A 20,618-nucleotide genomic window follows, 5' to 3' on the forward strand; every position below is an offset into this window, starting at 1 on the left:
CCTGGAATGTCAGCCCTTGACGGCGCCCTCGCCCACCCCGCGGAAGAAGTACCGCTGGAGACAGGCGAAGAGGGCGATCAGCGGCGCCACGGCGATGACCGTGCCCGCGGCGACGAGGCGTTCGTCGTTGGCAAAGGTGCCGTGCAGATAGTTGAGGCCGATGGTCAGCGTGAACTTGGACGGGTCGCTCAGCACGATGAGCGGCCACAGGAAGTCGTCCCAGGCGCCCATGAAGGCGAAGATCGCGACGACGGCGAGGGTCCCTTTCACGGACGGCAGCGCGATGCGCAGGAACCGCTGCCAGACGTTGGCCCCGTCGACGTAGGCGGCCTCCTCGATCTCGTACGGCAGGTTGAGGAAGGCGTTGCGCATCAGCAGGACGTTCAGTGCGCTGACGCAGCCGGGCAGGACGACCCCGATGAGGGTGTTGTTCAGGCCGAGCTCCCGCATGGTCGTGAACTGGGCGATGATGATGCCCTCCACGGGCACGAGCATCGCGAGGATGAACACGACGGTGGCCACGCGGCGGCCCCGGTAGCGGAGCCGGGCGAGGGCGTAGCCCGCGAGTGCCGCGCCGACGCAGTTGGTGACGACGTTGGCGGTGGCGACCTTCAGCGAGTTCAGGGCGTAGTCCCAGACGGGGATGGTGTCGGCGACCCGCTCGTAGTTGTGCAGGGTGGGATCGCCCGGCAGGAACTTCGGCGGGGAGCTGAAGATGTCCTCGGTGGGGCCCTTGAGCGAGGTCGACAGCTGCCAGAGGAACGGGCCGACGGTGAGGGCGAGTACGGCGAGCAGGAGCAGGTAGCGCAGGGCGAGCTCCCAGACCCGTATCCGGCGGCCGTGTTCGTCGGTGACGCGGGGTTCGCGTGTGACGGCCGGCCTCGAGGCTGCGGGCCGTACCTTCTCGATGACGCTCATGACTCGTCCCTCCGGTCGGCGCGCAGCACCAGCAGCATCAGGGCGACGGTGACGACGAAGACGACGACCGAGATGGCCGAGGCGTAGCCGACGCGGCCGGTGAGGCCCGTGCCGGTGCGCTGGACGAGCATGACGAGAGTGGTGTCCTCGCCGGCCGGGCCGCCGCTCGGGCCGGCCATCAGGTACACCTCGGAGAACACCTTGAAGGCGGCGACCGAGGAGAGCGCCCCGACCAGGACCATGGTGGAGCGGACGGCGGGCACGGTGACGTTGAGGAAGCGGCGAACCGGGCCGGCTCCGTCCACGGCGGCCGCCTCGTGCAGTTCAGGGGGCACGTTGGCGAGCGCGGCCAGATAAATGATCATGTAGTAGCCGAGGCCTTTCCAGACCGTCACGGTCATGGCGCTCAGCAGGAGCAGCCACTGGTCGCTCAGGAAACCGACGCGGCCGACTCCGATCGCCTCCAGCAGCGAGTTCACCAGGCCTCGCTCGTCGAGCAGCCACACCCAGATCAGCCCCACCACCACGATGGAGGCGACGACCGGCGTGTAGAAGGCGGACCGGAAGAAGGTGATGCCCGGGATGTTCTTCTGCACGAGCAGCGCGAGCAGCAGGGGGAGAACGACGAGGGCGGGTACGACGCCGAGGACGTACAGCGTGCTGTTGCGCAGACCGATCCAGAACATCTCGTCGCCCAGCAGCTCGCGGAAGTTGGCGAGGCCGACGAACTGGCCCGGGATGAGGGTGCGGCGGTCGGTGAAGGCGTTGACCAGGGTGGAGACGAACGGGTACAGGATGAAGGCGCCGGTGATCAGCAGGCCGGGGGCGGCGAACAGCCAGGGGCTCGTGGGCAGTTGGCGCCGCACCCGGGAGACACGGGGGACGGTCGGGCTCGCCATACGGCTCAGCCCTGCTGCTGAAGGAGCCGGTTGCAGGCCTCGACAGCGTTGTCAAGAGCTTGCTTCGGGCTCTCCTTGCCCTGCAACGCCTTGGCGACCTCGTTGCGCAGCTCGGTCTTCATCTGCTCGCTGAACAGCACGGGCGTGTAGTTGACGGCGTTCTTGAGCGACTTGGCGGCGGCGACCCGTACGCGCGTCTCGTCGGTGCCGTCCTCCTTGGTGAAGTACGGGTCGTCGAGCGAGCCGGCGGTGCTGGGGAAGATGGCGACCTGCTTGGCGAACGACATCTGGTGCGCGGCGTCGGTGACGTAGTGGGCGAAGGCGACCGCGGCGGGCGTGCGCTTCGTCTGCGCGTTGACCATCACGCCCATCACGTACATGTTGACGTGACCGGTGCTGGTGATCTGATCCGTGATCCCGATGTTCTTGTACAGGTTGGGTGCCTGCTTCTTGAAGTTGCCGAGGTCGAGCGCGCTGCCGGGGTTCATGGCTACGGCGCCGGTGAGGAACTTCTTGCCGGACGACTCGGGGGTGGCCGTGAGCGCCTGCGGGTCGAGGGCTTTCGCGTCGTACAACTCCTTGTACCGGGCGAGGAGTTCGACGCCCTTGGCGTCATTGAACGTGAAGGCGGTGCCCTCCTCGTTCATGAGCTCGACGCCGTAGCGGCCGAAGTCCTCGATCGTGGGCACGTTGGCGAGGGTGGCGACCTCGCCGTCCGTCTCCTCGGCCATCTTCAGGGCGGCGTCGAAGACTTCGCCGTACGTCTTCGGCGGCTGGTCGGGGTCGAGTCCGGCCTCCTTGAAGAGGGACTTGTTGTAGAAGAGCGGGCCGGTGTTGAGGTACCAGGGGAAGGCGTAAGTGCCCGTCATGCCCGGTATCCGATGGCTGGCCCAGGCGCCCTCCAGATACTCCTTCTCGTACTGCCCGGCCGCCTTGTCGAGGTCGAGCGCGAGGCCCGCCTTGGCGAGCGGTGCGACAAGATCCGGCGAGACGTTGACGACGTCGGGCAGGGTGCCGCCCGCCGCATCCGCGCTGATCTTGTCGGCGTAGCCCTCGGCGGGCTGGTCGATCCACTTCACGTCGGTGCCGGGGTACTTCTTCTCGAAGTCGGCGATCAGGCCCTCGAAATACTCCTTGAAGTTGGCGCGGAGATTCCAGGTCTGGAAGGTGATGTCGCCCTCGACCTTGCCGGAGGCGTCGGCCGCGATGCCGTCGCCCCCTCCGGAGCCGCACGCGCTGAGCGGCAGGACGACACAGACGGCGAATGCGGCAGCGAGGGCTCTACGGGAAACGGGCACCGTGAACCGGCCTCCTTCGGGGGCACGTTGGTGGACGAGGCAGACCCTGCACGCCGTTCCGCAGGCCCGTCAATGGCTCTCGCAGAGCTAATTTCTTTAGTGACTAATGCGCATTAGGATCATCGAGCTGAACCGCATTAGGGACCCTGAGCTGAACCGCATTAGTGCATACTGCTCCGGGAATGCGTCGCCGGAATGGGGAATCGCCATGTCAGGCAAGCGGTCACCGGCCCGTCGGCCGACGATGAAGGACATCGCCCGGCACGCCGGGGTCTCCCAGAGCGCGGTCTCCTTCGCGCTGAACGGCCGGCCCGGCGTGTCGGACGACACCCGCGAGCGGGTGCGGCAGGTCGCCGAGGAGCTGGGCTGGCGGCCCAGCACGGCGGCGCGGGCGCTGTCCGGGGAAGGCGCGGCCACGGTCGGCTTCGTACTGGCCCGTCCTGCCGACACCCTCGGGGTGGACTCCTTCTTCCTCCAGCTCGTCTCCGGCATCCAGGAGGTACTGGCCGAGCGCCATCTCGGCCTGCTGTTCCAGGTGGTGGAGGACATCGCCGGCGAGTGCGCGGTGTACCGCCGCTGGTGGGCCGAGCACCGCGTGGACGGCGTCCTGGTCGTCGACCCGCGCACCGACGACCCCCGCCCCGGCCTTCTCGACGAACTCGGCCTGCCCGCCGTGGTGATCGGCGGCGCGCCCGACGACCGCCACCCCGGTCTGTCGACCGTCTGGGCGGACGACGCGGGCGCGATGGCGTCGGTCGTGGACGGCCTGTACGCCCTCGGCCATCGGCGGATCGTGCACATCGCCGGTCTGCCGGGACTCGCCCACACCGAACGCCGCGTCCGCACGCTGCGGGCGGAGGCCGGGCGCCGCGGCCTGTCCGAGGTGAAGTCGGTGACCACCGACTACTCCGACGCCGAGGGCGCGGCCGTCACCCGCCGGGTCCTGGAGGGCCCCACTCCCCCGACCGCGCTGATCTACGACAACGACGTGATGGCCGTCGCCGGCGCCGCCGCCGCGTCCGAACTCGGCTTCTCGGTACCGGCGGACGTCTCGGTGGTGTCCTGGGAGGACTCGGCGCTGTGCCGCATGGTCAAGCCCTGGCTGTCGGCGCTCTCCCGGGACAGCGTGGAGTTCGGGCGCACGGCGGCCCGCGAACTGACCGCCCTGCTGGACGGGGGGTCGGCGCGGGCGGTGCGCGTGCCGGTGCCGCGGCTGATCCCGAGGCAGAGCACGGGAGCGGCCCGCACTCCCTGAACGCCCCGCCCAGCGTCAACAACGCTCGTGATCAACACACCTGGGTCAGGAGGCCGGCTCCAGCACCACACAGCACCGGCCCGGGGCCGGCGCCAGAAGCGCCTGGAACGCGGTGTCGCCCGAGGTGGCGAGTGCGCCGCGCAACAGATGGAGGTTCATCCCGCACACCGTTTCGGCGTGCTTTCTCGCCAGCAGATGGAAGGGGCAGTTCCCGAGGACGACGGTCTCCCCCTCGTGGCGCGGCTCGAAGCCGTACCGCTCCAGCATGTCCACGACCCCTGCCGCGGCCTCGCCGCCCAGCCGCTCGCCCAGCGCGGCCGCCTTGCGGTACAGCACCGCGCGGACCGGCTCGCCGGTGGTGTCGGACTCCTCCACCGCCTCGGCCAGCAGCTGCCCGGCCAGCTCGTACTGCCGCGCGGGCACGCTGACGCCTACTTCCCGCTCCGAGCGCCGATAGAGCTTGGCCGGCCGTCCGGCACCGGGTCCGGTGCGCCCGCTGCGCCGCTCGTAGACGACGTCCAGCAGTCCCTCGTCGGCCAGGCGGTCGAGATGGAACGCCGCCGTCTGCCGGGCCAGGCCCAGGGCCTGGGCGGCCTCGTCCCGGCCGACGGGGTCGGTGCTGCGCGCCACGTGCTCGTACAGCCGGCGGCGTGTCGGCTCGTCCAGTGCGGCGACGGCGGAGAGGTCGTCGCGGGGTGCGTCCTTCGAGTGATCCACGAGCACCAGTGTAAAACCAAGTGTCGTTGACTAAAGAGACGGGATGCGCTTCTATCGATAAGAGACGTTGTTCATAGAAGGAGGGCGCCATGTCGTCCGCACCCGCAACCCCCGCACCCGTCGCCGCCCGGCGGGCCATCACCACCGACCCCGGCTACCAGGCCTTCTGGATCCTGCGCGTGGGGTTCGCCGTCGCCCCGGTGCTGTTCGGGCTGGACAAGTTCACCAACCTGCTCGTCGACTGGCCGGGCTACCTCGCCCCGTGGATCAACGACGTCGTCCCCGGCAGCGCGCAGGACGCCATGTACGCCGTCGGCGTCATCGAGATCGTCGCCGGACTGGTCGTCGCGGTGGCGCCGCGCTTCGGGGGCTGGCTGGTGGCCGGCTGGCTCGCGGGGATCATCATCAACCTGCTGACGATCCCCGACCACTACGACATCGCGCTGCGCGACTTCGGCCTGCTGCTCGGCGCGGTCGCCCTGGCGCGGCTCGCCGTGCGCTACCACGGCACCAGGGAGCAATGATGCACGCGGGGGCGGTCACCCGGCCGTCGAAGGCGTGGTGACCGCCCCTCCGCCCCCGTCAGACCCGCGACCGGTACAGCCCGAACTCCACGAGCCTCGCCCCCGCACGCGAGCCGGTCACCCGCACCCGCCACCGCCGCGCCCGCACGGGTGCCGCCAGCAGCAGGATCCGGCTCGCGCCGACCGTCCCGGCCCGGGTCACCTCCGTCCAGGCACCGTCGCGCTCGGCCTCGACGACGAAGCTCTCCACCTGCTGGCCGTACCGGATGTCCTCGGCCAGCCGGATGCGGTCGACCTCCCGCTCGCGGCCGAGGTCGACGGTGACACCGCCGGGCGAGGCGGTCGTACGGCCGTCGCACGCCAGGTCCTGCGGGAGTTCGCGGTCCACGCGCTCGCGGAACTCCCGCAGCCGTGCCACGTCGGCGGCGGGCAGCAGGCCGTGCGTGTCCGGTGGGATGTTGAGCAGGAGCACCGAGTTGCGGCCGACCGACCGGAAGTAGATGTCGGTCAACTGCTCGACGCTCTTCGGCTGTTGGTCGGCGTGGTAGAACCAGCCGTCGCGGATGGAGACGTCGCACTCGGCCGGCCACCACTGCAGGTGGTCGGCGACGGGCCGGGCCTTGACCAGCGCGTCGCGGCTGCCCAGGTCGGGGGCGTCGTACGCGAGGGCGTAGTCCGTCCGCCCGTAGTCCTTCTCCTGCACCGGTACGACGCTCCACTCGTCCTCCCGGGCCAGCCCGCCCTCGTTGCCGACCCAGCGCACGTCCGGGCCGGACACGGCGACCACGGCGTCGGGCGCGAGCGACCGGACGAGGGTGTACCAGCTGTCCCAGTCGTACTTCTCCACCTTGTCCGGCGGGATCCGCCCCTGCGCGCCGTCGAACCACACCTCGTCGACCGGGCCGTACTCGGTGAGGACTTCGTAGAGCTGGTTGAGCATATGGGCGCCGTAGTCGGTGGCCGGGAGGGTGTACGAGCGCGACGGGGTGCGGTCGTCGCCCTCCACGAGGGTGGGGATCGTGCGGTCGGTGCGGGCGCTGCCGTTGGCGTAGACGCCGTGGAGGTACTGGTTCTCGTCGGCGGGCGAGATGTAGACCCCGACCTTGATGCCGTGGCGGCGCATGGAGTCGGCGAAGGAGCGCAGGACGTCGCCCCGGCCGTCGCGCCAACTGCTGGACGCCACCGAGTGGTCGGTGTAGCGGGACTGGTAGAGCACGAAGCCGTCGTGGTGCTTGACGGTGAGGATGGCGAGCCTGAACCCACCGTCGCGCAGCGCGCGGGCCCACTGGTCGGTGTCGAGGCCGGCTGGCTGGAACACGTCCGGGTCCTCGTCACCCGTGCCCCATTCGAGGCCCGTGAAGGTGTTCACGCCGAAGTGCAGGAACGCCGTGCGCTCCAGGCGCTGCCAGGCGATCTGCCGTGCGGTCGGGCGGACTTTGGAGGCCTTGCGGACGAGGTCGGCCTCGGTGTCGTCGGGGCTGACTGGGATGCGGTAGGCGGGGTCCTCCGCGCGAGCGGCGGGTGCCGCGAAGGTGGGTCTGGTGGCGCCGGTCACGGCGAGGACGGCGGCTGTCGCGACGAAGACGCGGCGGGATACGGCCATGGGAAGGCTCCTCGGGTCGGTCCTCGGATCGGATCCTCAGGTCAGGTGCCATACGGCGGGCGTGCGCTGGTCCGGCGGGTACTGTGCGAGCCGGCCGTCGTCCGTCACGCTCACTGTCATCCGGGTGATGGCGTTGACGAGCCGGTAGCCACCGGCCGCGAGCTCCAGCTGCCAGCGCTGGAGGGTGTTCGCGGGATCGCACGCCTGCGGCGCCGCCTCCACTCCGGGCTGCAGCGGCACGTTGAGCGTGAGCTTCCCGCCGCGCACCTCGAGGCAGCCGTCCGCCGTCCGCACGGTCACATAGCCGTCGGCGGTGCGCGCGACCTCGGCGTCGAAGGACCGGCCCTGGGTGCGGAAGGTGTACGCCCCGTCCGGCACCGGTACGCGAGTCGGTTCCCGCCACCCCGGAGCGTGCCCGACCGCCGTGCCGCGCGCGGTGAACTCGGCGTATGTGGCGTCGGGGTGTGGATCACCCCAGGTGGCCTGGGCGATGTGCCTCAGCGCGGGCCACAGGGCGACGGCGACCTCGTTCTCGGTCTCGCCCCGGCCGTTGTCGGGCCAGAGGCTGATCTTCGCTCCGGTGATGCCGTCGGAGGAGGCCAGCTTCTCACCCTCGAAGCCGCGCGGGTCCCAGCTCTGGTCGTACAGCCCCTCGGTGTCGCTGTGGAAGCCGCCACGCACCAGATAGAGGGCGTAGGCGGCGTTCATCAACGGATACCCCTGAGCCCGCAGTCGGCTCGGCTTCGTCGCCACGTTCAGCCAGTGCTCGACCGTCGTTCCGGCGGCAACCGGGACGGTATTGGCGCCGGTGAGCCCGTCGTTCCAGATGCGCAGCTTCCTGCCCTTGTCCGCCGCGTAGGCGTGGACGCGGTTGACGAAGTCGACGAACGCGTCCTGGGGAGCGGCGTCGGGGCCGTACTTGTCCTGGGCGTACTTCAGGATCTGCGGGTACTTGGCGAAGTCGGAGCCGAGCATGTACTCGTCGGCCCCCATGTGCCAGGACCGGGAGGTGAAGACCTGCGCGTACTCGTCCATCAGGCTCGTGTAGTACGCGAAGGCCTCGGGCCGGGTGATGTCGAGCCGGGACGGCTGCTTGTTGCCGTCGGAGTCGGTCAGTTGCAGGTCCGGGCGGCTCTCGAGCCACGGGTCCATGTGTCCCGGGGAGTTGATCTCGGGGATGATCTCGACGTGGTACCGCTTGCCGAGGGCGACCAGGCCGCGTATCTCGTCCTTGGTGTAGTAGCCCCAGGTGTTGGCCTCTGGATGGGCGTCGCTCCTCACCTTCAGTTCGAGGAGGAGCTGGTTGAGCTTGTGGTACGCCATCTCGCGGACCAGGTTCTCCATCCAGGGCACGGAGACGTGGATGTAGCAGGCGCAGACGCCCACGCCCCGCTCCTTGTAGCGCGGTACGTCGACCGTGCGGCCGGCGGGGATGCGGTCGCCCCGGGCGAGGAGCTGGAGGACGGTGCGGGTGCCGTAGAAGGCTCCGGTCTCGGTCGCCGCGGTCACCGACAGCCGCCTGCCGGCACGCAGTTCGTAGCCCTCCACCCCGAGGGAGGTCCGGTAGGGCCGGACGTCGATAACGATGTCACCGTCACGGGCGGCGCCGCGCACCACGGGAACCGTGCCGTGTCCCGCCTCGCGGAGGTCGTCGGCGAGGGTGCCGGCGACCCGCCGTTCGGTCGCGCCGTCGGCCACGAGGCGGGCGGAGCGCTCGTAGGTGTAACTGCCGGATGCCGGTGTCCAGTCGCTCAGCGCGGGCACCGTGACCGGCGGCCCCTGCTCCTCCTGCGCGAGCGCCGGCACCGGCGCCGCGAAGAGCAGCGTCAGCGCCGCCAGGACACCGGCCGCTCTCAAGCGTCTCCTCATGAGGCACCCCCATTCATCGGATGTCTGATCATTGAGCGGGCCCCAGGGGCTGTCAATGGATCCCGAAGCGCGGGGAGTTGACTCATTGATCGGATGATGCGCAGGTCAGCAGGGCTGTGCCGAGGGGACGCGGCGCGAAAAGTCCAAGAAGAACCGCCCGAATATCCAAGCCGATGGCCAAGCCGAGCGGCCTCGCGAACATCCGAGCCGAGTGCCCTCTCGACTCCGGGCCCGCCGCCCGGCAGAGTGCTCCTACATGCTCGCGAGTAAGCCCTGAGGAGCGCCCGTGACCAGCTGGGTCGGCCGGACCGCCGCCGAGATCGCCGCCGCCGTACGCGAGAAGCGGACCACGCCCCGTGAGGTGGTGGCCGAGCACCTGGCCCGCATCGAGCGGCTCGACGGCCGTGTCGGCGCCTTCCGGGTCGTCCGGGCCGAGGCGGCGCTCGCAGAGGCCGACGAGGTGGGCTCGCGCGCCGACCTCGCCGAACTGCCCCTGGCCGGTGTGCCGGTGGCGGTCAAGGACAACCTCGCGGTGCGCGGCGAGTCCAACCGCGTCGGCTCCAGCGCCACGCCGGACACGCCGGCCGACCGCGACCACGTCACCGTGGCCCGGCTGCGGGCCGCCGGCGCGGTCGTCATGGGGCTGACGAACGTGCCGGAGCTGTGTGTCTTCGGCACCACCGAGGGCGTGCACGGCACGGCCCGCAACCCGTGGGACACCTCGCGCACGGCGGGCGGCTCGTCCGGCGGCAGCGCGGCGGCGGTCGCCGCGGGAATGGTGCCGATCGCCCTCGGCAACGACGGCATGGGCTCGCTGCGCATCCCCGCGGCCAACTGCGGCCTGGTCACCATCAAGCCCGGGCACGGTGTGGTCCCGGCCGGCATCGGCGACGGCGACTGGTTCGGCATGTCGGAGAACGGCCCGCTGGCCACGACGGTCGAGGACACCCGCCTGATGCTGTCGGTCCTCGCCGACACCGAGGTCGTACGCCCGGACACGCCCGGCACGCACCGGATCGCCGTGTCCCTGCGCAGCCCACTCGCCGGGGTCACCATCAGCAAGCCGTACGCGACCGCCGCCCGCGAGGCCGCGGGGCTGCTGATCAAGGCCGGTCACCAGGTACGGCGTGCCGACCCGCCGTACCCGATGTCGCTGGGCATCACCGCGCTGACCCACTGGACGGCGGGCACCTCCGTGGACGCCCAGGGCTTCGACCCACGGCAGCTCACCCGCCGGACCCGGGTCCATGCCGCCGTCGGCAAGCGCTTCGTCGACCGGGTCCGGGCGGGCGCGAGCCGGGAGGAGCTGCGTCGGCGGCTGGAGCCGTTCTTCGCCGAGTACGACGTGCTGCTCACGCCCGCCCTCGCCCGCCGCTCCCCCAAGTCCGAGCCCTGGCACGAGCGGGGCTGGCTGCGCAACGTCATGGCCAACACCAACTACTCGCCGCTGACCCCGCCGTGGAACCTCACCGGCTGGCCCGCGATGGCGATCCCGTTCGGCACGCTGCCGTCCGGCGCCCCCACCGCCGTACAACTGGTGGGGCTCCCCGGCTCGGAGGCTCAGCTGCTGGCGCTGGCGGAACGGATCGAGCAGCTACGGCCGTGGCAGCGGACTGCGCCGCTGGACCAGGGGACGCCGGCCTGATCCGGAAGACGTCGCCTAGGAGGGCAGGACCGGGGACGTCTGCGCGAAGGGGCCGTCGGCGGTGAACGCCAGGTGCGCGAAGCGTTCGCCGATGCGGCGGTGGGTGGCGGCGTCGGGGTGGAGGTCGTCGGGCAGGGGCAGTTCGGCGGAGTCGGCCTCGCCGTACAGGTCGCGGCCGTCGAGGTAGTGCAGGTTCGGGTCGTCGGCCGCGCGCCGGCGCACGATGCGGGACAGCTCGTCCCGGATGACGCGCAACGTCAGCTTGCCGCTCGCGCGTTCCGCCGGGTCGCCCAGGGCGACGAATCGCAGCCGTCCCTTGCCGAGATCGCCGAAGTCCGGGAAGCAGGGGCCGGGCGTGTCCTCGTGGATCGGGCAGAGGATCGGCGACACGACCAGCAGGGGCGTCGTCGGGTGTCCTTCCCGGACGGTGTCGAGGAAGCCGTGGACCGCGGGGCCGAAGGCGCGCAACCGCATCAGGTCCAGGTTGACGAGGTTGATGCCGATCTTGACGCTGATGAGGTCGGCGGGCGTGTCGCGCAGGGCGCGGGCGGTGAACGGGTCGAGCAGGGCGCTGCCGGCCAGGCCCAGGTTGATCAGCTCCACGCCGCCGAGGGACGCGGCGAGCGCGGGCCAGATGCCGGTGGGGCTCGCGGCGTCGGAGCCGTGGCTGATCGAACTGCCGTGGTGCAGCCACACCCTGCGGCCCGGATCCCGCGCCGGCTCGACAGGGGCGTCGGTGCGCAGCGCGAACAGTTCGGTGGTCTCGTTGTGCGGCAGCCAGATCTCGACGTCCTTGGCCTCGGCGGGCAGTCCGGTGAAGCGGACGGTGCCGGGCCGGCCGGGGCGGTGCTCGGCGGTGCCCGCCGCCATGTCGACCACCACGACGTTGCCGTCGGTCACGGTCCCCTGCCCCGCCGGGCGGCCGTCGACGATCAGGTCGTACACACCGTCCGGGCGGGGCGGCGCGCCCACGTAGCTGCGCTTGGTGGGCAGCGTGTCCAGTTCGACGGCGGTGGCCCGGCTGCGGAAGGCCAGCCGTACACCGGAGGGCTGCGACTCGGCCATGGCCAGTTGCCCGTCGGTGTTCTGGGCCCGCGCCCGGGCGGGCAGCCGGTGCGGCAGTACGCCGTGCTCGGTGCGCTCGACATCGAGTGCGCCGCGCAGGAGGTCGGCGGTGACGGGCGTGGTGATCCAGCCGTGCTCGGTGTCCATGTCCTCAGCTCGTCGGTCAGGGGGTGGGCGGCGCGGGCCAGTTGTGCAGCAGGGCGTCGAGGGCGTCCAGGATCCGGGTCCAGGTCTCCTCGGAGTCGGGAGCGCTGTGGCTGAAGCCGCCCGCCGACTCCAGGCTGGCGTAGCCGTGGAAGACACTGCCCAGCAGCCGTACGGCATGTGTCGCGTCGGGCTCCGCGATGTCGTAGCCGCGCAGGAGTGCCCGGGTCATCTGCGCGTGCCGGACGCCCGCACTTGCGGCAGCCGTCTCGGGGTCGAGCCTCATTCGCGCGGCGGCGGCGCGGCCGGGGTGCTCGCGCTCGTAGTCGCGGTAGACGTTGGCGAAGGCGACCAGGGCGTCCTTGCCGGCCCGTCCGGCGATGGCGTCAGCGGCCCGGTCGGCCAGCTCCTGCAGTGCGAACAGGGTGATCCGGGTCTTGAGGTCCTGGGTGTTCTTCACATGCGAGTACAGGCTCGCGACCTTGACGTCGAACCGCCGGGCGAGCTCCGACGCGGTCACCTGCTCGAAGCCGACCTCGTCGGCGAGCTCCGCACCGGCTTTGACCAGGCGTTCCGTCGTGAGTCCCACGCGTGCCACAACCGACCTCCCCTTCGCCAGAAGCGATTATGCGTCTACCTAAAGCATTTAGGCAAATGGGAAGGTCTTTGAGGCTGGTCGCTGAGGAGAAGCTTTGATGTGCGGGTTCGGGCATCGTCGTCCGGCGCCAGAAAGACCAAATCCGCGGCCAGTCGTCGGCCGCGGCTTGTCTGATCAGCATGGGCGTGAGTCCCGCACGCCCATGCGGTCGGCGATCGCGAAGGGCTCCGCCGCGTCAGTCGACGCTGGGCAGGATGTGGGGCTCGGCGAGGTCTTCCTCGTAGCCGGCCAGGCGAATGGGGGCGGACCTGGCCCACACATCGAGACTGCCGATCTCCTTCGACCGGCGGCCCGCGCGCTCCGTGCGTTCCTTGGGGCGCTGTTCGCGATTCGTCTTCTCAGGTGTCACCGCGCACTCCTTCTGTGTCGGATCACCCTCGGGGCGGGCCGGCCAGTCTGCGGTCCGGTACCTGACGCCCGCTCGGGTCTTACTCAAAGTCGGCTCGGACGCGGTGGCGCCGGTAACTGGAGTGCAAGCAGGCCGTTGTGCACCGGCTTGTCCCGGGACGGACCATGGGTGTGGGTTGGGACCCTGTGTTGCTGTCCGTCCGCTACAGATTAACCAAATGAGCGGGTACCCGCTCGATGGGGCTGCAAACAAGCTGTAACTATCCGGAGTCAACCAGCTTTCGGCCAACCCGCTATTCACGCCTTTACTATGGAATGCGCGGTTTGTAGGTCACTCGTTCGGCTCAGCATCGCCTTGCGGCCCGACCCGGGACGACAGCACGCCGCGCAGTTCAAGTCCCGTTGGCCGATTCGCAAGCCGGCCATGATCTGCTGACGGACGGCAACGGCTTGTCCGGCGGGAGGACTGACGCATGGAGCTGCGCAGTGTCGAAGAGCTGATGGATCTGCTGTACGCCTGCCGGGGCACCCGGGACACCCCGGGCCCCGGGAGCACCCGAGTCGATCTGCACCAGCACGCGCTGCAGACAGCCGCGCTGCTGCGCCGAGTCCGCCCCGCCGACAAGGAACTCCAGGTCGCGGGGCTCGTTCATGCCATCGGCCCGCTGCTGCGCCCGGGCGACGCGAACCGCCACTCCGACTGCGCGGCGGACGCGGTACGCCCACTCCTCGGCGAACGGGTCTCCCGCCTCGTCCGCGAACACTGCCGGGCCCGCGAGTCCGCCGACGACGACCTGCTGCGCCTGCACCAGGCCGACGAGGAGGGCCGCAGCGCGGAGTTCGACGCCGGGGTGCTGGAGGACTGGCGCGCCGTACTGGAACTGGTGGCGTCCAGGAACTCACCGCTCGGGGCTATCAACTGACGACCCGCCATGGGACGGTACGGCGATGACCTCGCCGTACCGTCTCCAGGGCAGGACCGCCATCGTCACCGGCGCCACGCGCGGCATCGGGCACGCCGTCGCCCGGCACCTGGCGGCCGCCGGGGCGCTGGTGTGCGTGACCGCGCGGGACGCGGAGGAGGTACGGCGGACGGCTGCCGAACTGGGCGGTGTGGGGGCTGCGGGCAGCGTGGCCGACCCGGATCATCTGCGGGCGGTCGTGGATCTGACCCTGCGCGAGTTCGGCCGGATCGACGTGGTGGTGAACAACGCGGCGACCAACCTGCCCTACGGGCCCCTCATGGACGTAGAGCCCTTGGCGTGGCGCGAGGCCTTCACCGTGAACGTCGAGGCGCCGCTACGGCTCGTGCAGTGCGCCTGGCACGCCTGGATGCGCGAGCACGGCGGCGCGGTGGTCAACGTCTGCACGGAGGGCGCCGGACATGTCGGCCCGAACATCGGGGCGTACGGCACCAGCAAGGCGGCGCTCCTTCACCTCACCCAGCAGCTCGCCGGCGAGCTGGGCCCGAAGGTGCGGGTCAACTCCGTGTCCCCCGGGCTGGTCCGTACCGAGATGGCGCGGTTCGTGTGGGAGCCGGGCGAGGAGGAGGTGGCCGCCGGGTTGCCGCTGGGGCGGATCGGGGAGCCGGAGGATGTGGCGCGCGCGGTGGTGTGGCTGGCGTCGGACGCGGCGGAGTGGGTGACGGGGGCGGACCTGTTGGTCGACGGCGGAACGCGGGTGCGGGCGGCAGGGGCGGCGACGGGATCCGCAGTGCAGGAGCACTTGAGAACGCGCGGAACCGCAACCCCCTAGGGGCGCGGGGAAGTGCGCGGGCAACCGCACTCAACCCGCAGCCGCCCTGCCAGCCGTCCCCTACCACTTACCCGGCGCGTAGTCCTTCAGGAAGACCCCGTACACATCCTCCCCAGCCTCACCCCGCACGACCGGGTCGTATACGCGAGCCGCCCCGTCCACCAGGTCCAGCGGAGCGTGGAACCCTTCCTCGGCAAGCCGCAGCTTGTCGTAGTGCGGCCGCTCGTCCGTGATCCACCCGGTGTCGACCGAGGTCATCAGGATGCCGTCGGACTGGAACATCTCCTGCGCGCTGGTCCGCGTGACCATGTTCATCGCGGCCTTGGCGGCGTTCGTGTTGGGGTGCCCCGCGCCCTTGTAGCCGCGCCCGAAGACGCCCTCCATCGCCGAGACGTTCACGACGTACGCGCGTCCGCTCGCCGCCTTCTTCGCGGCCTCGGCCATGGCCGGCCGGAGCTTGCTGATCAGGATGAACGGCGAGGTGTAGTTGCAGAGCTGGGTCTCCAGCAGCTCGACCGGGGAGATCTGGTCGATGGTCTGCACCCAGGTGTTGGTGTCGACGACGTCGGGAACGAGGCCGCCCGCGTCGATCGCGGTGCCGTCGAGGTGCCGCTCGACGCTGGCGTTGCCCGCGACCAGGGCGAGGTCGGCGACCTTCTGGGCGTCGAGGCCGCTGGTGCCGAGCGGCAGTGCCGCGAGGCCGTCGACCGCGCCGGAGTTGAAGGCGCCGATGACGTGGTGGGCGGGGAGTTCCCCGGCGGGCAGCGGGGCGCTCTCGCCCTCGACCAGGGCGGCGTAGGCGGAGGGCAGGCGCCGTACCGTCTGCGTCGCGTTGTTGACGAGGACGTCGAGCGGGCCCGCCTCGGCGACCTGGTCGGCGAGGGCCACGGCCTGCGCCGGGTCGCGCAGGTCGATGCCGACGACCTCCAGGCGGTGCATCCAGTCCGCGGAGTCGTCCATGGCCTTGAAGCGGCGGATGGCGTCCTTGGGGAAGCGCGTGGTGATCGTCGTGTGCGCGCCGTCGCGCAGCAGCCTGAGCGCGATGTACATGCCGATCTTGGCGCGGCCGCCGGTGAGGAGGGCTCGCTTGCCGGTGAGGTCGGCGCGGGCGTCGCGCTTGTCGCGGTTCAGGCGGGCGCAGTCCGGACAGAGCTGGTGGTAGAAGAAGTCGACCTCGACGTAGCGGGTCTTGCAGGTGTAGCAGGAGCGCGGGCGCTGGAGTATCCCCGCGATCTTGCCGGCCTCGGTGACCGACGACGGGAGGATGCCCTCGGTCTCGTCGTCGATGCGCTGGGCGGAGCCGGTCGCCGTGGCCTCCGTGACCGCCTTGTCGTGCGCGGTCTTGGCGGCCCGGCGCTCCTGGCGGCGGCGCTGCTTGACGGTGCGGTAGATGCCGGCGGTGGCCCGGCGCACGGTGATCGCGTCGGGGTGGTCGACCTCCAGCTTGTCGAGCTCCTCGAGCACGCTGAGACAGACGGCGAGCCGCTCGGGGTCGATGCCGGGGCCGTATCCGACCTCGTCACCGGGCACGTGCACGACCTCGTCCGCGATCGCCGCCGAGCCGTCCTCTGTCACCGTCATCGCCGCTGCCGTTCCCTGATCCACCGCGGCGCTCCGGTCGCGCCCGCTTTCGAACGGGGAATTGTACGGAGCGCCGGGCCACTCCTCCAAAACCCGTCCGCGAGTGAGCCGCACCGGCTGGAGCGCCCCGAGGGCGAACGAGCCGAGAAGAGGGGTCAAGGAGCGCAGGCGGTGATGAGCGTCTCCACCTCCTCGGACACGGCCCTGGCGAGCACATCGAGGTCCGGCACCGCCTTGGCGTCGGCGACGAGGCCGTAGTGCACGCGGCCGCGGTACGTCGAGATCGCGATCGCCAGGGACTGGCCGCGGGCCAGCGGGGCGAAGGGGTAGACCTCGGTGACCTGGTGGCCGCCGAGCTTCAGGGCGACGCCGGGCAGCGGCACGCTGGTGACCAGGATGTCGAACCAGAGCCGGGCGGCCCCGCCGACCAGCGGTCCGCCGAGGCGGTGGCCGAGCGCCGGGACATGGTCGGCGAGCAGGGCGACGGCACCCGCGCCCCGGTTGGGGCCGAGGTCCTTGTTGCGGTCCATGGCGGTGCGGACCGTGGCGAGGCGGCGCAGCGGGTCGGGGTCGTCGACAGGGAGCCGTATCAAGTAACCCGACAGCCGGTTGCCCTGAGGGTGCGCGGTGCGCGGGCGGCGCTTGGAGACGGGGATCAGGGCGCGCGGTGCGACACCTTCGCTACCGTCGCCGCGTTCGTCGAGCCAGCGGCGCAGGGCGCCGGCGACGACCGCGATGAGGACGTCGTTGACCGTGCCGCCGACGGCCTTGCGGACCACGTGAACGTCGTCGATGTCGACGACGACTCCGGCGGTACGGCGGGTGCCGCTCGGCTCGGCGGTCAGCGCGTCCGAGGAGCGCATCCCGAGGGTCGACACAGCGACCGAGGCGCCGATGTCGAGGGCCCGGCCCACGTCGGACAGGGCGCCGCGCACCAGTCCCGGCAGCCTGCGCACATCGGGCAGGCGGCCGTGCGAGGGCTCTTGGGGGCGGGGTTTGCGGGCGGGCATGTCCATGGGGTCCAGGACGGCGGCGGCGAGCGTCAGCGCGCGCAGTCCGTCCGCCAGGGCGTGGTGGAACTTGAACAGCACCGCGAACGACACTCCGTCCTCGCCCGGCAGCACATGCGCCTCCCACGGCGGCCGGCCGCGCTCCAGCGGGCGCTCCATGAGCCGGCCCGCCGTCGCCTGGAAGTCGGCGGTCGGGGCGTGCAGCCGGACATGGTCGAGGGGGTCGAAGTCCGGAGCGGGCTCGCGGGCGGCGCCGCCGAAGGAGAACGGCTGGAGCAGTCCGCGCGGCTGCCATGCGTCCCGGATGCGCATCCGCAGCCCCGGAACGGCTGCGGCGCGCGCGGCGAGCAGGTCGGCCGCGTGGGCTCCCGCGGTGGGCGAGTGCGCCGTGAACACGCCGAGCGCGCCCAGGTGCATGGGGTGTTCGGCGGACTCGATGTTCCAGAACGCCAGGTCGAGAGGTGCGAGCAGGTCAGAAGTCAATGGCTTGCCTCGCGTCGACGAAGGGTGGATCAGCAGTCAATCGCCCTTGGCTGATTACGGTCAAGTACGATCAAGCTACGCACAGTTAACAGCAGATTAAGTCCCGCCCCGTGCGAAAGGGGCGGGACTCATGGTGCATATGAGGTCACTCCAACACAGGTTGCGGCGCCGGGCATCCTGCGGGAGTCACCCGGGAGGCGTCACGAATGAGCGCCGGAAGTCGGCTCACCACTTCCCCGCGGAGCCCTCCCCTGCGACCAGGAGGGCTCGCGCCTGCTCGCGGGCCTGGCCGATGGGGTCCGGGAAGATGTTCAGGCCGTGGGCGACGAGCGCTCCTTCGTGGAGCAGCATGAGCGTCCGGCCCAGATGATCGGCCGCGTCCGGGGCGATGTCCCGGGCCAGGTCGGTGAACAGGGCGAGCATGTACTGCTTCTGCCCGGTGATGATCGGGTGGGCCGGGTGGGACGGATCGCTGATCTCGGCGTGGGCGTTGACCATGCTGCACCCCTTGGGGCTGTTCTGCGCCGACCACGCGCGTGAGGCGTCGAAGACGGCCAGGACGCGGGCCAACGGTGCCGGCTGTGCGGCGTCGAGGTACTGGGCGAGAAAGGCCCGCCAGCGTTCATCACGATCCGCGAGGTACTCCACGACGATCCGCTCCTTGGAGCCGTACCGGTCGTAGAGGGTCTTCTTCGTCACCCCGGCCTCGGCGGCGATCAGGTCCACCCCGACGGCATGGATGCCGCGCTCGTAGAACAGCCTGGCGGCAGCCTCCAGAACGCGCCGGGCGCCAGGCGTCATCGTGATCCGTCGCGAGCCCTCGCTTGTCCCCATACCCCGGGAGTATACCGATCTGTATAGTGGGAGGAGTGGTATACCGACCTGTTTAGTCGACGGGAGGGATGAGGCGTGAACCTCCTGCTCTCGATCGCCTTCGTACTCTGCTGGAGTTCCGGTTTCATCGGGGCCAAGCTCGGCGCGGGCAGCGCGTCCGCGGTGACGATCCTGATGTGGCGGTTCCTGCCGCTGGCCGTCGTCCTGATCGGGGTGGCCATCGCTTGCGGAACGTCGTGGCGGGGTCTCACGGTGCGGGATGTGGCCCGGCAGGTCGTGATCGGCGTGCTGTCGCAGAGCGGCTACCTGCTCACCGTCTACTACGCGATCCAGCTCGGTGTCTCCAGCGGCACCACAGCCCTGATCGACGGCGTCCAGCCCCTCGTCGCCGGTGCGCTTGCCGGCCCCTTGTTGCATCAGTGCGTCTCGCGCAAGCAGTGGCTGGGTCTGTGCCTGGGAGTGAGCGGCGTCGCCGTCGTCACCATGGCCGATGCGGCGGCCGGTACCGGGGCGGCGTGGTGGGCCTATCTCATCCCCTTCCTGGGGATGTTCGCGCTGGTGGCGGCGACGTTTGTCGAGAGCTGCTCCCGCGCGCGGGTCTCGCCCACGGTGTCCATGACCGTCCACTGCGCGACCAGTGCGGTCGTCTTCACGGCACTCGCCGTGAGCGCCGGAGCGGCGATACCGCCCGGCGAGCTGTCGTTCTGGACCGCGATCACCTGGCTCGTGGCCCTGTCGACGTTCGGCGGATACGGACTGTACTGGCTCATCCTGCGGCGCTCCGGGGTGACCAAGGTCAACACGCTCATGTTCCTCATGGCTCCGGTCACCGCCGTCTGGGGAGCCCTCATGTTCGGAGAACCGTTCGGCCCGAGCACCGCCATCGGCCTGGCCGTCGGCCTGGCGGCGGTCGTCATCGTCCATCGCGGCGACACCTCGGTTCGCCCCGCACCGGTCAATAGGCCGGGCGCCAACCGTAATTGACGGTAAATCAGTTGCCGAATCAAGTACAACTTTGCGAGTTCTTGGTGTAGCTCGGCCGTCGATTACGTGAGCCTCGTGGGCACCAGGCGGTGACTCCGAGCCCAGCGACAACACGGGCCGGTCATCGTCCCCCCACGTACGGCGAGAGGCAACAGACATGACGAGGGACCGCGCACTGCGGTACGGCGGCCGCACCCTGGTGCTGGCGACGACGGCGTTCGGGATGATCGCGGCGGCCGTGCCGGCTGTGGCCGAGGAGCAGCCCACCACGGAGCAGATCATGGCCGACTGCGCTTCCGGGGAAGGCAAGTGCAGCTTCAACTCCCCGGAGATCGGAGAGGCTTATCTCGGTGAGCCCCGCCAGGTCTCCGAACTGCTCTACAACTGCACCTCCTCCCCCGCCTCCCAGTCGATGTCGTGGGCCGACACCGTGGGCTCCTCCCACTCGGTGGGCGGATCGGTCACCGTCGGCGGCGGCATCGAAGGGATCATCACCGCCAGTGTCACCGCGACGTACAACTACACGTGGCAGAGCTCCCACACGGAGACGAGCTCCTTCACCGTGAGCGTCCAGCCGGGAGAAGTGGGCTGGATCTCCCGCGCCCAGGTGATGCAGCGGATAACCGGCACGTGGCAGACCCACTACGACGACCCCAAGTGGGGCCACTACTACTGGTTCGTACCCGACGTGATCACCGGCCCCGCCCCGAACGGCACGGACGGCAAGCACAGCGCGGTCGTGGTCAAGTCCCGCAAGATGACGGCCGACGAGAAGAAGCTCTGCTCCACCGGCTCCACCCGGGGCGAGGTCTTCACCCGCGGCGGCTGACGCAGTGGCCCGCCGCTCTCGGCCGGGGCGGCGGGCCCGACCGCGCGCACCTGGCCGTCAGAGGCCTAGGGCCCTGTCGTCAAATTCCCGTCGTCCGCCTGAAGGGCGGGCCCGGCGGCGTCTGGTGCGTGCGATCGCAAGGCGCCGGAGCGCCCTCGATGGGGGTGCCCCCGCGCGAGCCGAGCGAAGCTCGGTTCGA

19 protein-coding genes are annotated in these 20,618 nt (G+C 70.6%); 7 read left to right on the forward strand and 12 right to left on the reverse strand.

Features of this window, described 5'->3' with window-relative positions; translation table 11 throughout:
• Positions 1-9: 9 nt before the first annotated feature.
• Genes IF78_RS0117860 through IF78_RS0117870 form a run of 3 tightly spaced genes read right to left on the reverse strand, consistent with a single transcriptional unit; the run spans position 10 to position 3,115 of the window.
• Positions 10-918, reverse strand: a complete 909-nt coding sequence (locus IF78_RS0117860; protein WP_031482503.1) for a carbohydrate ABC transporter permease — start codon at positions 916-918, stop codon at positions 10-12.
• On the reverse strand, positions 915-1,817 hold the full coding sequence (locus IF78_RS0117865; protein WP_031482505.1) for a carbohydrate ABC transporter permease: 903 nt from the start codon (positions 1,815-1,817) through the stop codon (positions 915-917). The genes IF78_RS0117860 and IF78_RS0117865 overlap by 4 nt, the downstream gene beginning before the upstream one ends.
• A 5-nt stretch (positions 1,818-1,822) precedes the next feature.
• Positions 1,823-3,115 (reverse strand): ABC transporter substrate-binding protein, encoded by a 1,293-nt coding sequence (locus IF78_RS0117870; RefSeq protein ID WP_031482507.1) that lies wholly within the window; start codon positions 3,113-3,115, stop codon positions 1,823-1,825.
• A gap of 208 nt (positions 3,116-3,323) precedes the next feature.
• On the opposite strand from IF78_RS0117870, the gene IF78_RS0117875 reads away from it, so the two are divergent.
• The gene (locus IF78_RS0117875; RefSeq protein ID WP_031482509.1) at positions 3,324-4,370 is read left to right on the forward strand and encodes a LacI family DNA-binding transcriptional regulator; all 1,047 of its coding nucleotides are present in this window, start codon (positions 3,324-3,326) and stop codon (positions 4,368-4,370) included.
• Positions 4,371-4,415: 45 nt separating this feature from the next.
• On the opposite strand, the gene IF78_RS0117880 is transcribed toward IF78_RS0117875, so the two are convergent.
• A complete protein-coding gene (locus tag IF78_RS0117880) occupies positions 4,416-5,093 on the reverse strand; it encodes a helix-turn-helix transcriptional regulator (protein WP_031482511.1) in 678 nt (225 codons plus the stop codon).
• An 83-nt stretch (positions 5,094-5,176) separates the two neighbouring features.
• Between IF78_RS0117880 and IF78_RS0117885 the strand changes: the two genes are divergently transcribed.
• A complete protein-coding gene (locus tag IF78_RS0117885) occupies positions 5,177-5,611 on the forward strand; it encodes a membrane protein (RefSeq protein WP_031482513.1) in 435 nt (144 codons plus the stop codon).
• 58 nt (positions 5,612-5,669) lie between these two features.
• Here the strand turns inward: IF78_RS0117885 and IF78_RS0117890 are convergent, their stop codons facing one another.
• Positions 5,670-7,214 carry an alpha-L-fucosidase gene (locus tag IF78_RS0117890; RefSeq protein ID WP_031482515.1) on the reverse strand — a complete coding sequence of 515 codons (1,545 nt, stop codon included), beginning with the start codon at positions 7,212-7,214 and terminating at the stop codon, positions 5,670-5,672.
• A gap of 36 nt (positions 7,215-7,250) precedes the next feature.
• Positions 7,251-9,083: a family 20 glycosylhydrolase gene (locus IF78_RS0117895; RefSeq protein WP_031482517.1), complete on the reverse strand. Its 1,833-nt coding sequence runs from the start codon at positions 9,081-9,083 to the stop codon at positions 7,251-7,253.
• A gap of 286 nt (positions 9,084-9,369) precedes the next feature.
• On the opposite strand from IF78_RS0117895, the gene IF78_RS0117900 reads away from it, so the two are divergent.
• Complete coding sequence (locus IF78_RS0117900) at positions 9,370-10,728, forward strand: amidase (RefSeq protein WP_031482519.1); 1,359 nt, start codon at positions 9,370-9,372, stop codon at positions 10,726-10,728.
• Between the two features lie 15 nt (positions 10,729-10,743).
• Here the strand turns inward: IF78_RS0117900 and IF78_RS0117905 are convergent, their stop codons facing one another.
• From IF78_RS0117905 to IF78_RS47705, 3 genes are all read right to left on the reverse strand, one after another.
• Positions 10,744-11,940 carry a GDSL-type esterase/lipase family protein gene (locus IF78_RS0117905; RefSeq protein WP_031482521.1) on the reverse strand — a complete coding sequence of 399 codons (1,197 nt, stop codon included), beginning with the start codon at positions 11,938-11,940 and terminating at the stop codon, positions 10,744-10,746.
• Positions 11,941-11,956: 16 nt separating this feature from the next.
• On the reverse strand, positions 11,957-12,535 hold the full coding sequence (locus IF78_RS0117910; RefSeq protein WP_031482523.1) for a TetR/AcrR family transcriptional regulator: 579 nt from the start codon (positions 12,533-12,535) through the stop codon (positions 11,957-11,959).
• A 235-nt stretch (positions 12,536-12,770) separates the two neighbouring features.
• Positions 12,771-12,944 (reverse strand): hypothetical protein, encoded by a 174-nt coding sequence (locus IF78_RS47705; protein ID WP_107049960.1) that lies wholly within the window; start codon positions 12,942-12,944, stop codon positions 12,771-12,773.
• A 472-nt stretch (positions 12,945-13,416) separates the two neighbouring features.
• On the opposite strand from IF78_RS47705, the gene IF78_RS0117920 reads away from it, so the two are divergent.
• Positions 13,417-13,866, forward strand: a complete 450-nt coding sequence (locus IF78_RS0117920) for an HD domain-containing protein (RefSeq protein WP_031482525.1) — start codon at positions 13,417-13,419, stop codon at positions 13,864-13,866.
• 25 nt (positions 13,867-13,891) lie between these two features.
• Entirely contained in the window at positions 13,892-14,698 is an 807-nt protein-coding gene (locus IF78_RS0117925) for an SDR family oxidoreductase (protein WP_031482527.1), read from the forward strand.
• A gap of 60 nt (positions 14,699-14,758) precedes the next feature.
• On the opposite strand, the gene IF78_RS0117930 is transcribed toward IF78_RS0117925, so the two are convergent.
• The 3 genes from IF78_RS0117930 to IF78_RS0117940 form a co-directional block, all read right to left on the reverse strand.
• Positions 14,759-16,279 (reverse strand): SDR family NAD(P)-dependent oxidoreductase, encoded by a 1,521-nt coding sequence (locus tag IF78_RS0117930; RefSeq protein ID WP_031482529.1) that lies wholly within the window; start codon positions 16,277-16,279, stop codon positions 14,759-14,761.
• 155 nt (positions 16,280-16,434) lie between these two features.
• Positions 16,435-17,772: a wax ester/triacylglycerol synthase family O-acyltransferase gene (locus IF78_RS0117935; RefSeq protein WP_031482531.1), complete on the reverse strand. Its 1,338-nt coding sequence runs from the start codon at positions 17,770-17,772 to the stop codon at positions 16,435-16,437.
• Between the two features lie 225 nt (positions 17,773-17,997).
• Positions 17,998-18,606: a TetR/AcrR family transcriptional regulator gene (locus IF78_RS0117940; protein WP_031482533.1), complete on the reverse strand. Its 609-nt coding sequence runs from the start codon at positions 18,604-18,606 to the stop codon at positions 17,998-18,000.
• A gap of 75 nt (positions 18,607-18,681) precedes the next feature.
• Between IF78_RS0117940 and IF78_RS0117945 the strand changes: the two genes are divergently transcribed.
• Positions 18,682-19,590, forward strand: coding sequence for a DMT family transporter (locus IF78_RS0117945; RefSeq protein ID WP_031482535.1), 909 nt, complete (start codon positions 18,682-18,684; stop codon positions 19,588-19,590).
• A gap of 157 nt (positions 19,591-19,747) precedes the next feature.
• The gene (locus IF78_RS0117950) at positions 19,748-20,419 is read left to right on the forward strand and encodes a hypothetical protein (protein WP_031482537.1); all 672 of its coding nucleotides are present in this window, start codon (positions 19,748-19,750) and stop codon (positions 20,417-20,419) included.
• Positions 20,420-20,618 lie beyond the last annotated feature (199 nt).

This window comes from Streptomyces bicolor, from assembly GCF_000719285.1.
GTDB lineage: Bacteria > Actinomycetota > Actinomycetes > Streptomycetales > Streptomycetaceae > Streptomyces > Streptomyces bicolor.

Excerpts from the sequence above, each read along its gene's own strand:
- IF78_RS0117860 (WP_031482503.1), bottom strand. The coding sequence starts at position 918 with ATGAGCGTCATCGAGAAGGTACGGCCCGCAGCCTCGAGGCCGGCCGTC.
- IF78_RS0117920 (WP_031482525.1), top strand. The coding sequence starts at position 13,417 with ATGGAGCTGCGCAGTGTCGAAGAGCTGATGGATCTGCTGTACGCCTGC.
- IF78_RS0117875 (WP_031482509.1), top strand. The coding sequence starts at position 3,324 with ATGTCAGGCAAGCGGTCACCGGCCCGTCGGCCGACGATGAAGGACATC.
- IF78_RS0117865 (WP_031482505.1), bottom strand. The coding sequence starts at position 1,817 with ATGGCGAGCCCGACCGTCCCCCGTGTCTCCCGGGTGCGGCGCCAACTG.
- IF78_RS0117890 (WP_031482515.1), bottom strand. The coding sequence starts at position 7,214 with ATGGCCGTATCCCGCCGCGTCTTCGTCGCGACAGCCGCCGTCCTCGCC.
- IF78_RS0117925 (WP_031482527.1), top strand. The coding sequence starts at position 13,892 with ATGACCTCGCCGTACCGTCTCCAGGGCAGGACCGCCATCGTCACCGGC.
- IF78_RS0117905 (WP_031482521.1), bottom strand. The coding sequence starts at position 11,940 with ATGGACACCGAGCACGGCTGGATCACCACGCCCGTCACCGCCGACCTC.
- IF78_RS0117895 (WP_031482517.1), bottom strand. The coding sequence starts at position 9,083 with ATGAGGAGACGCTTGAGAGCGGCCGGTGTCCTGGCGGCGCTGACGCTG.
- IF78_RS0117950 (WP_031482537.1), top strand. The coding sequence starts at position 19,748 with ATGACGAGGGACCGCGCACTGCGGTACGGCGGCCGCACCCTGGTGCTG.
- IF78_RS0117940 (WP_031482533.1), bottom strand. The coding sequence starts at position 18,606 with ATGGGGACAAGCGAGGGCTCGCGACGGATCACGATGACGCCTGGCGCC.
- IF78_RS0117885 (WP_031482513.1), top strand. The coding sequence starts at position 5,177 with ATGTCGTCCGCACCCGCAACCCCCGCACCCGTCGCCGCCCGGCGGGCC.
- IF78_RS0117930 (WP_031482529.1), bottom strand. The coding sequence starts at position 16,279 with ATGACGGTGACAGAGGACGGCTCGGCGGCGATCGCGGACGAGGTCGTG.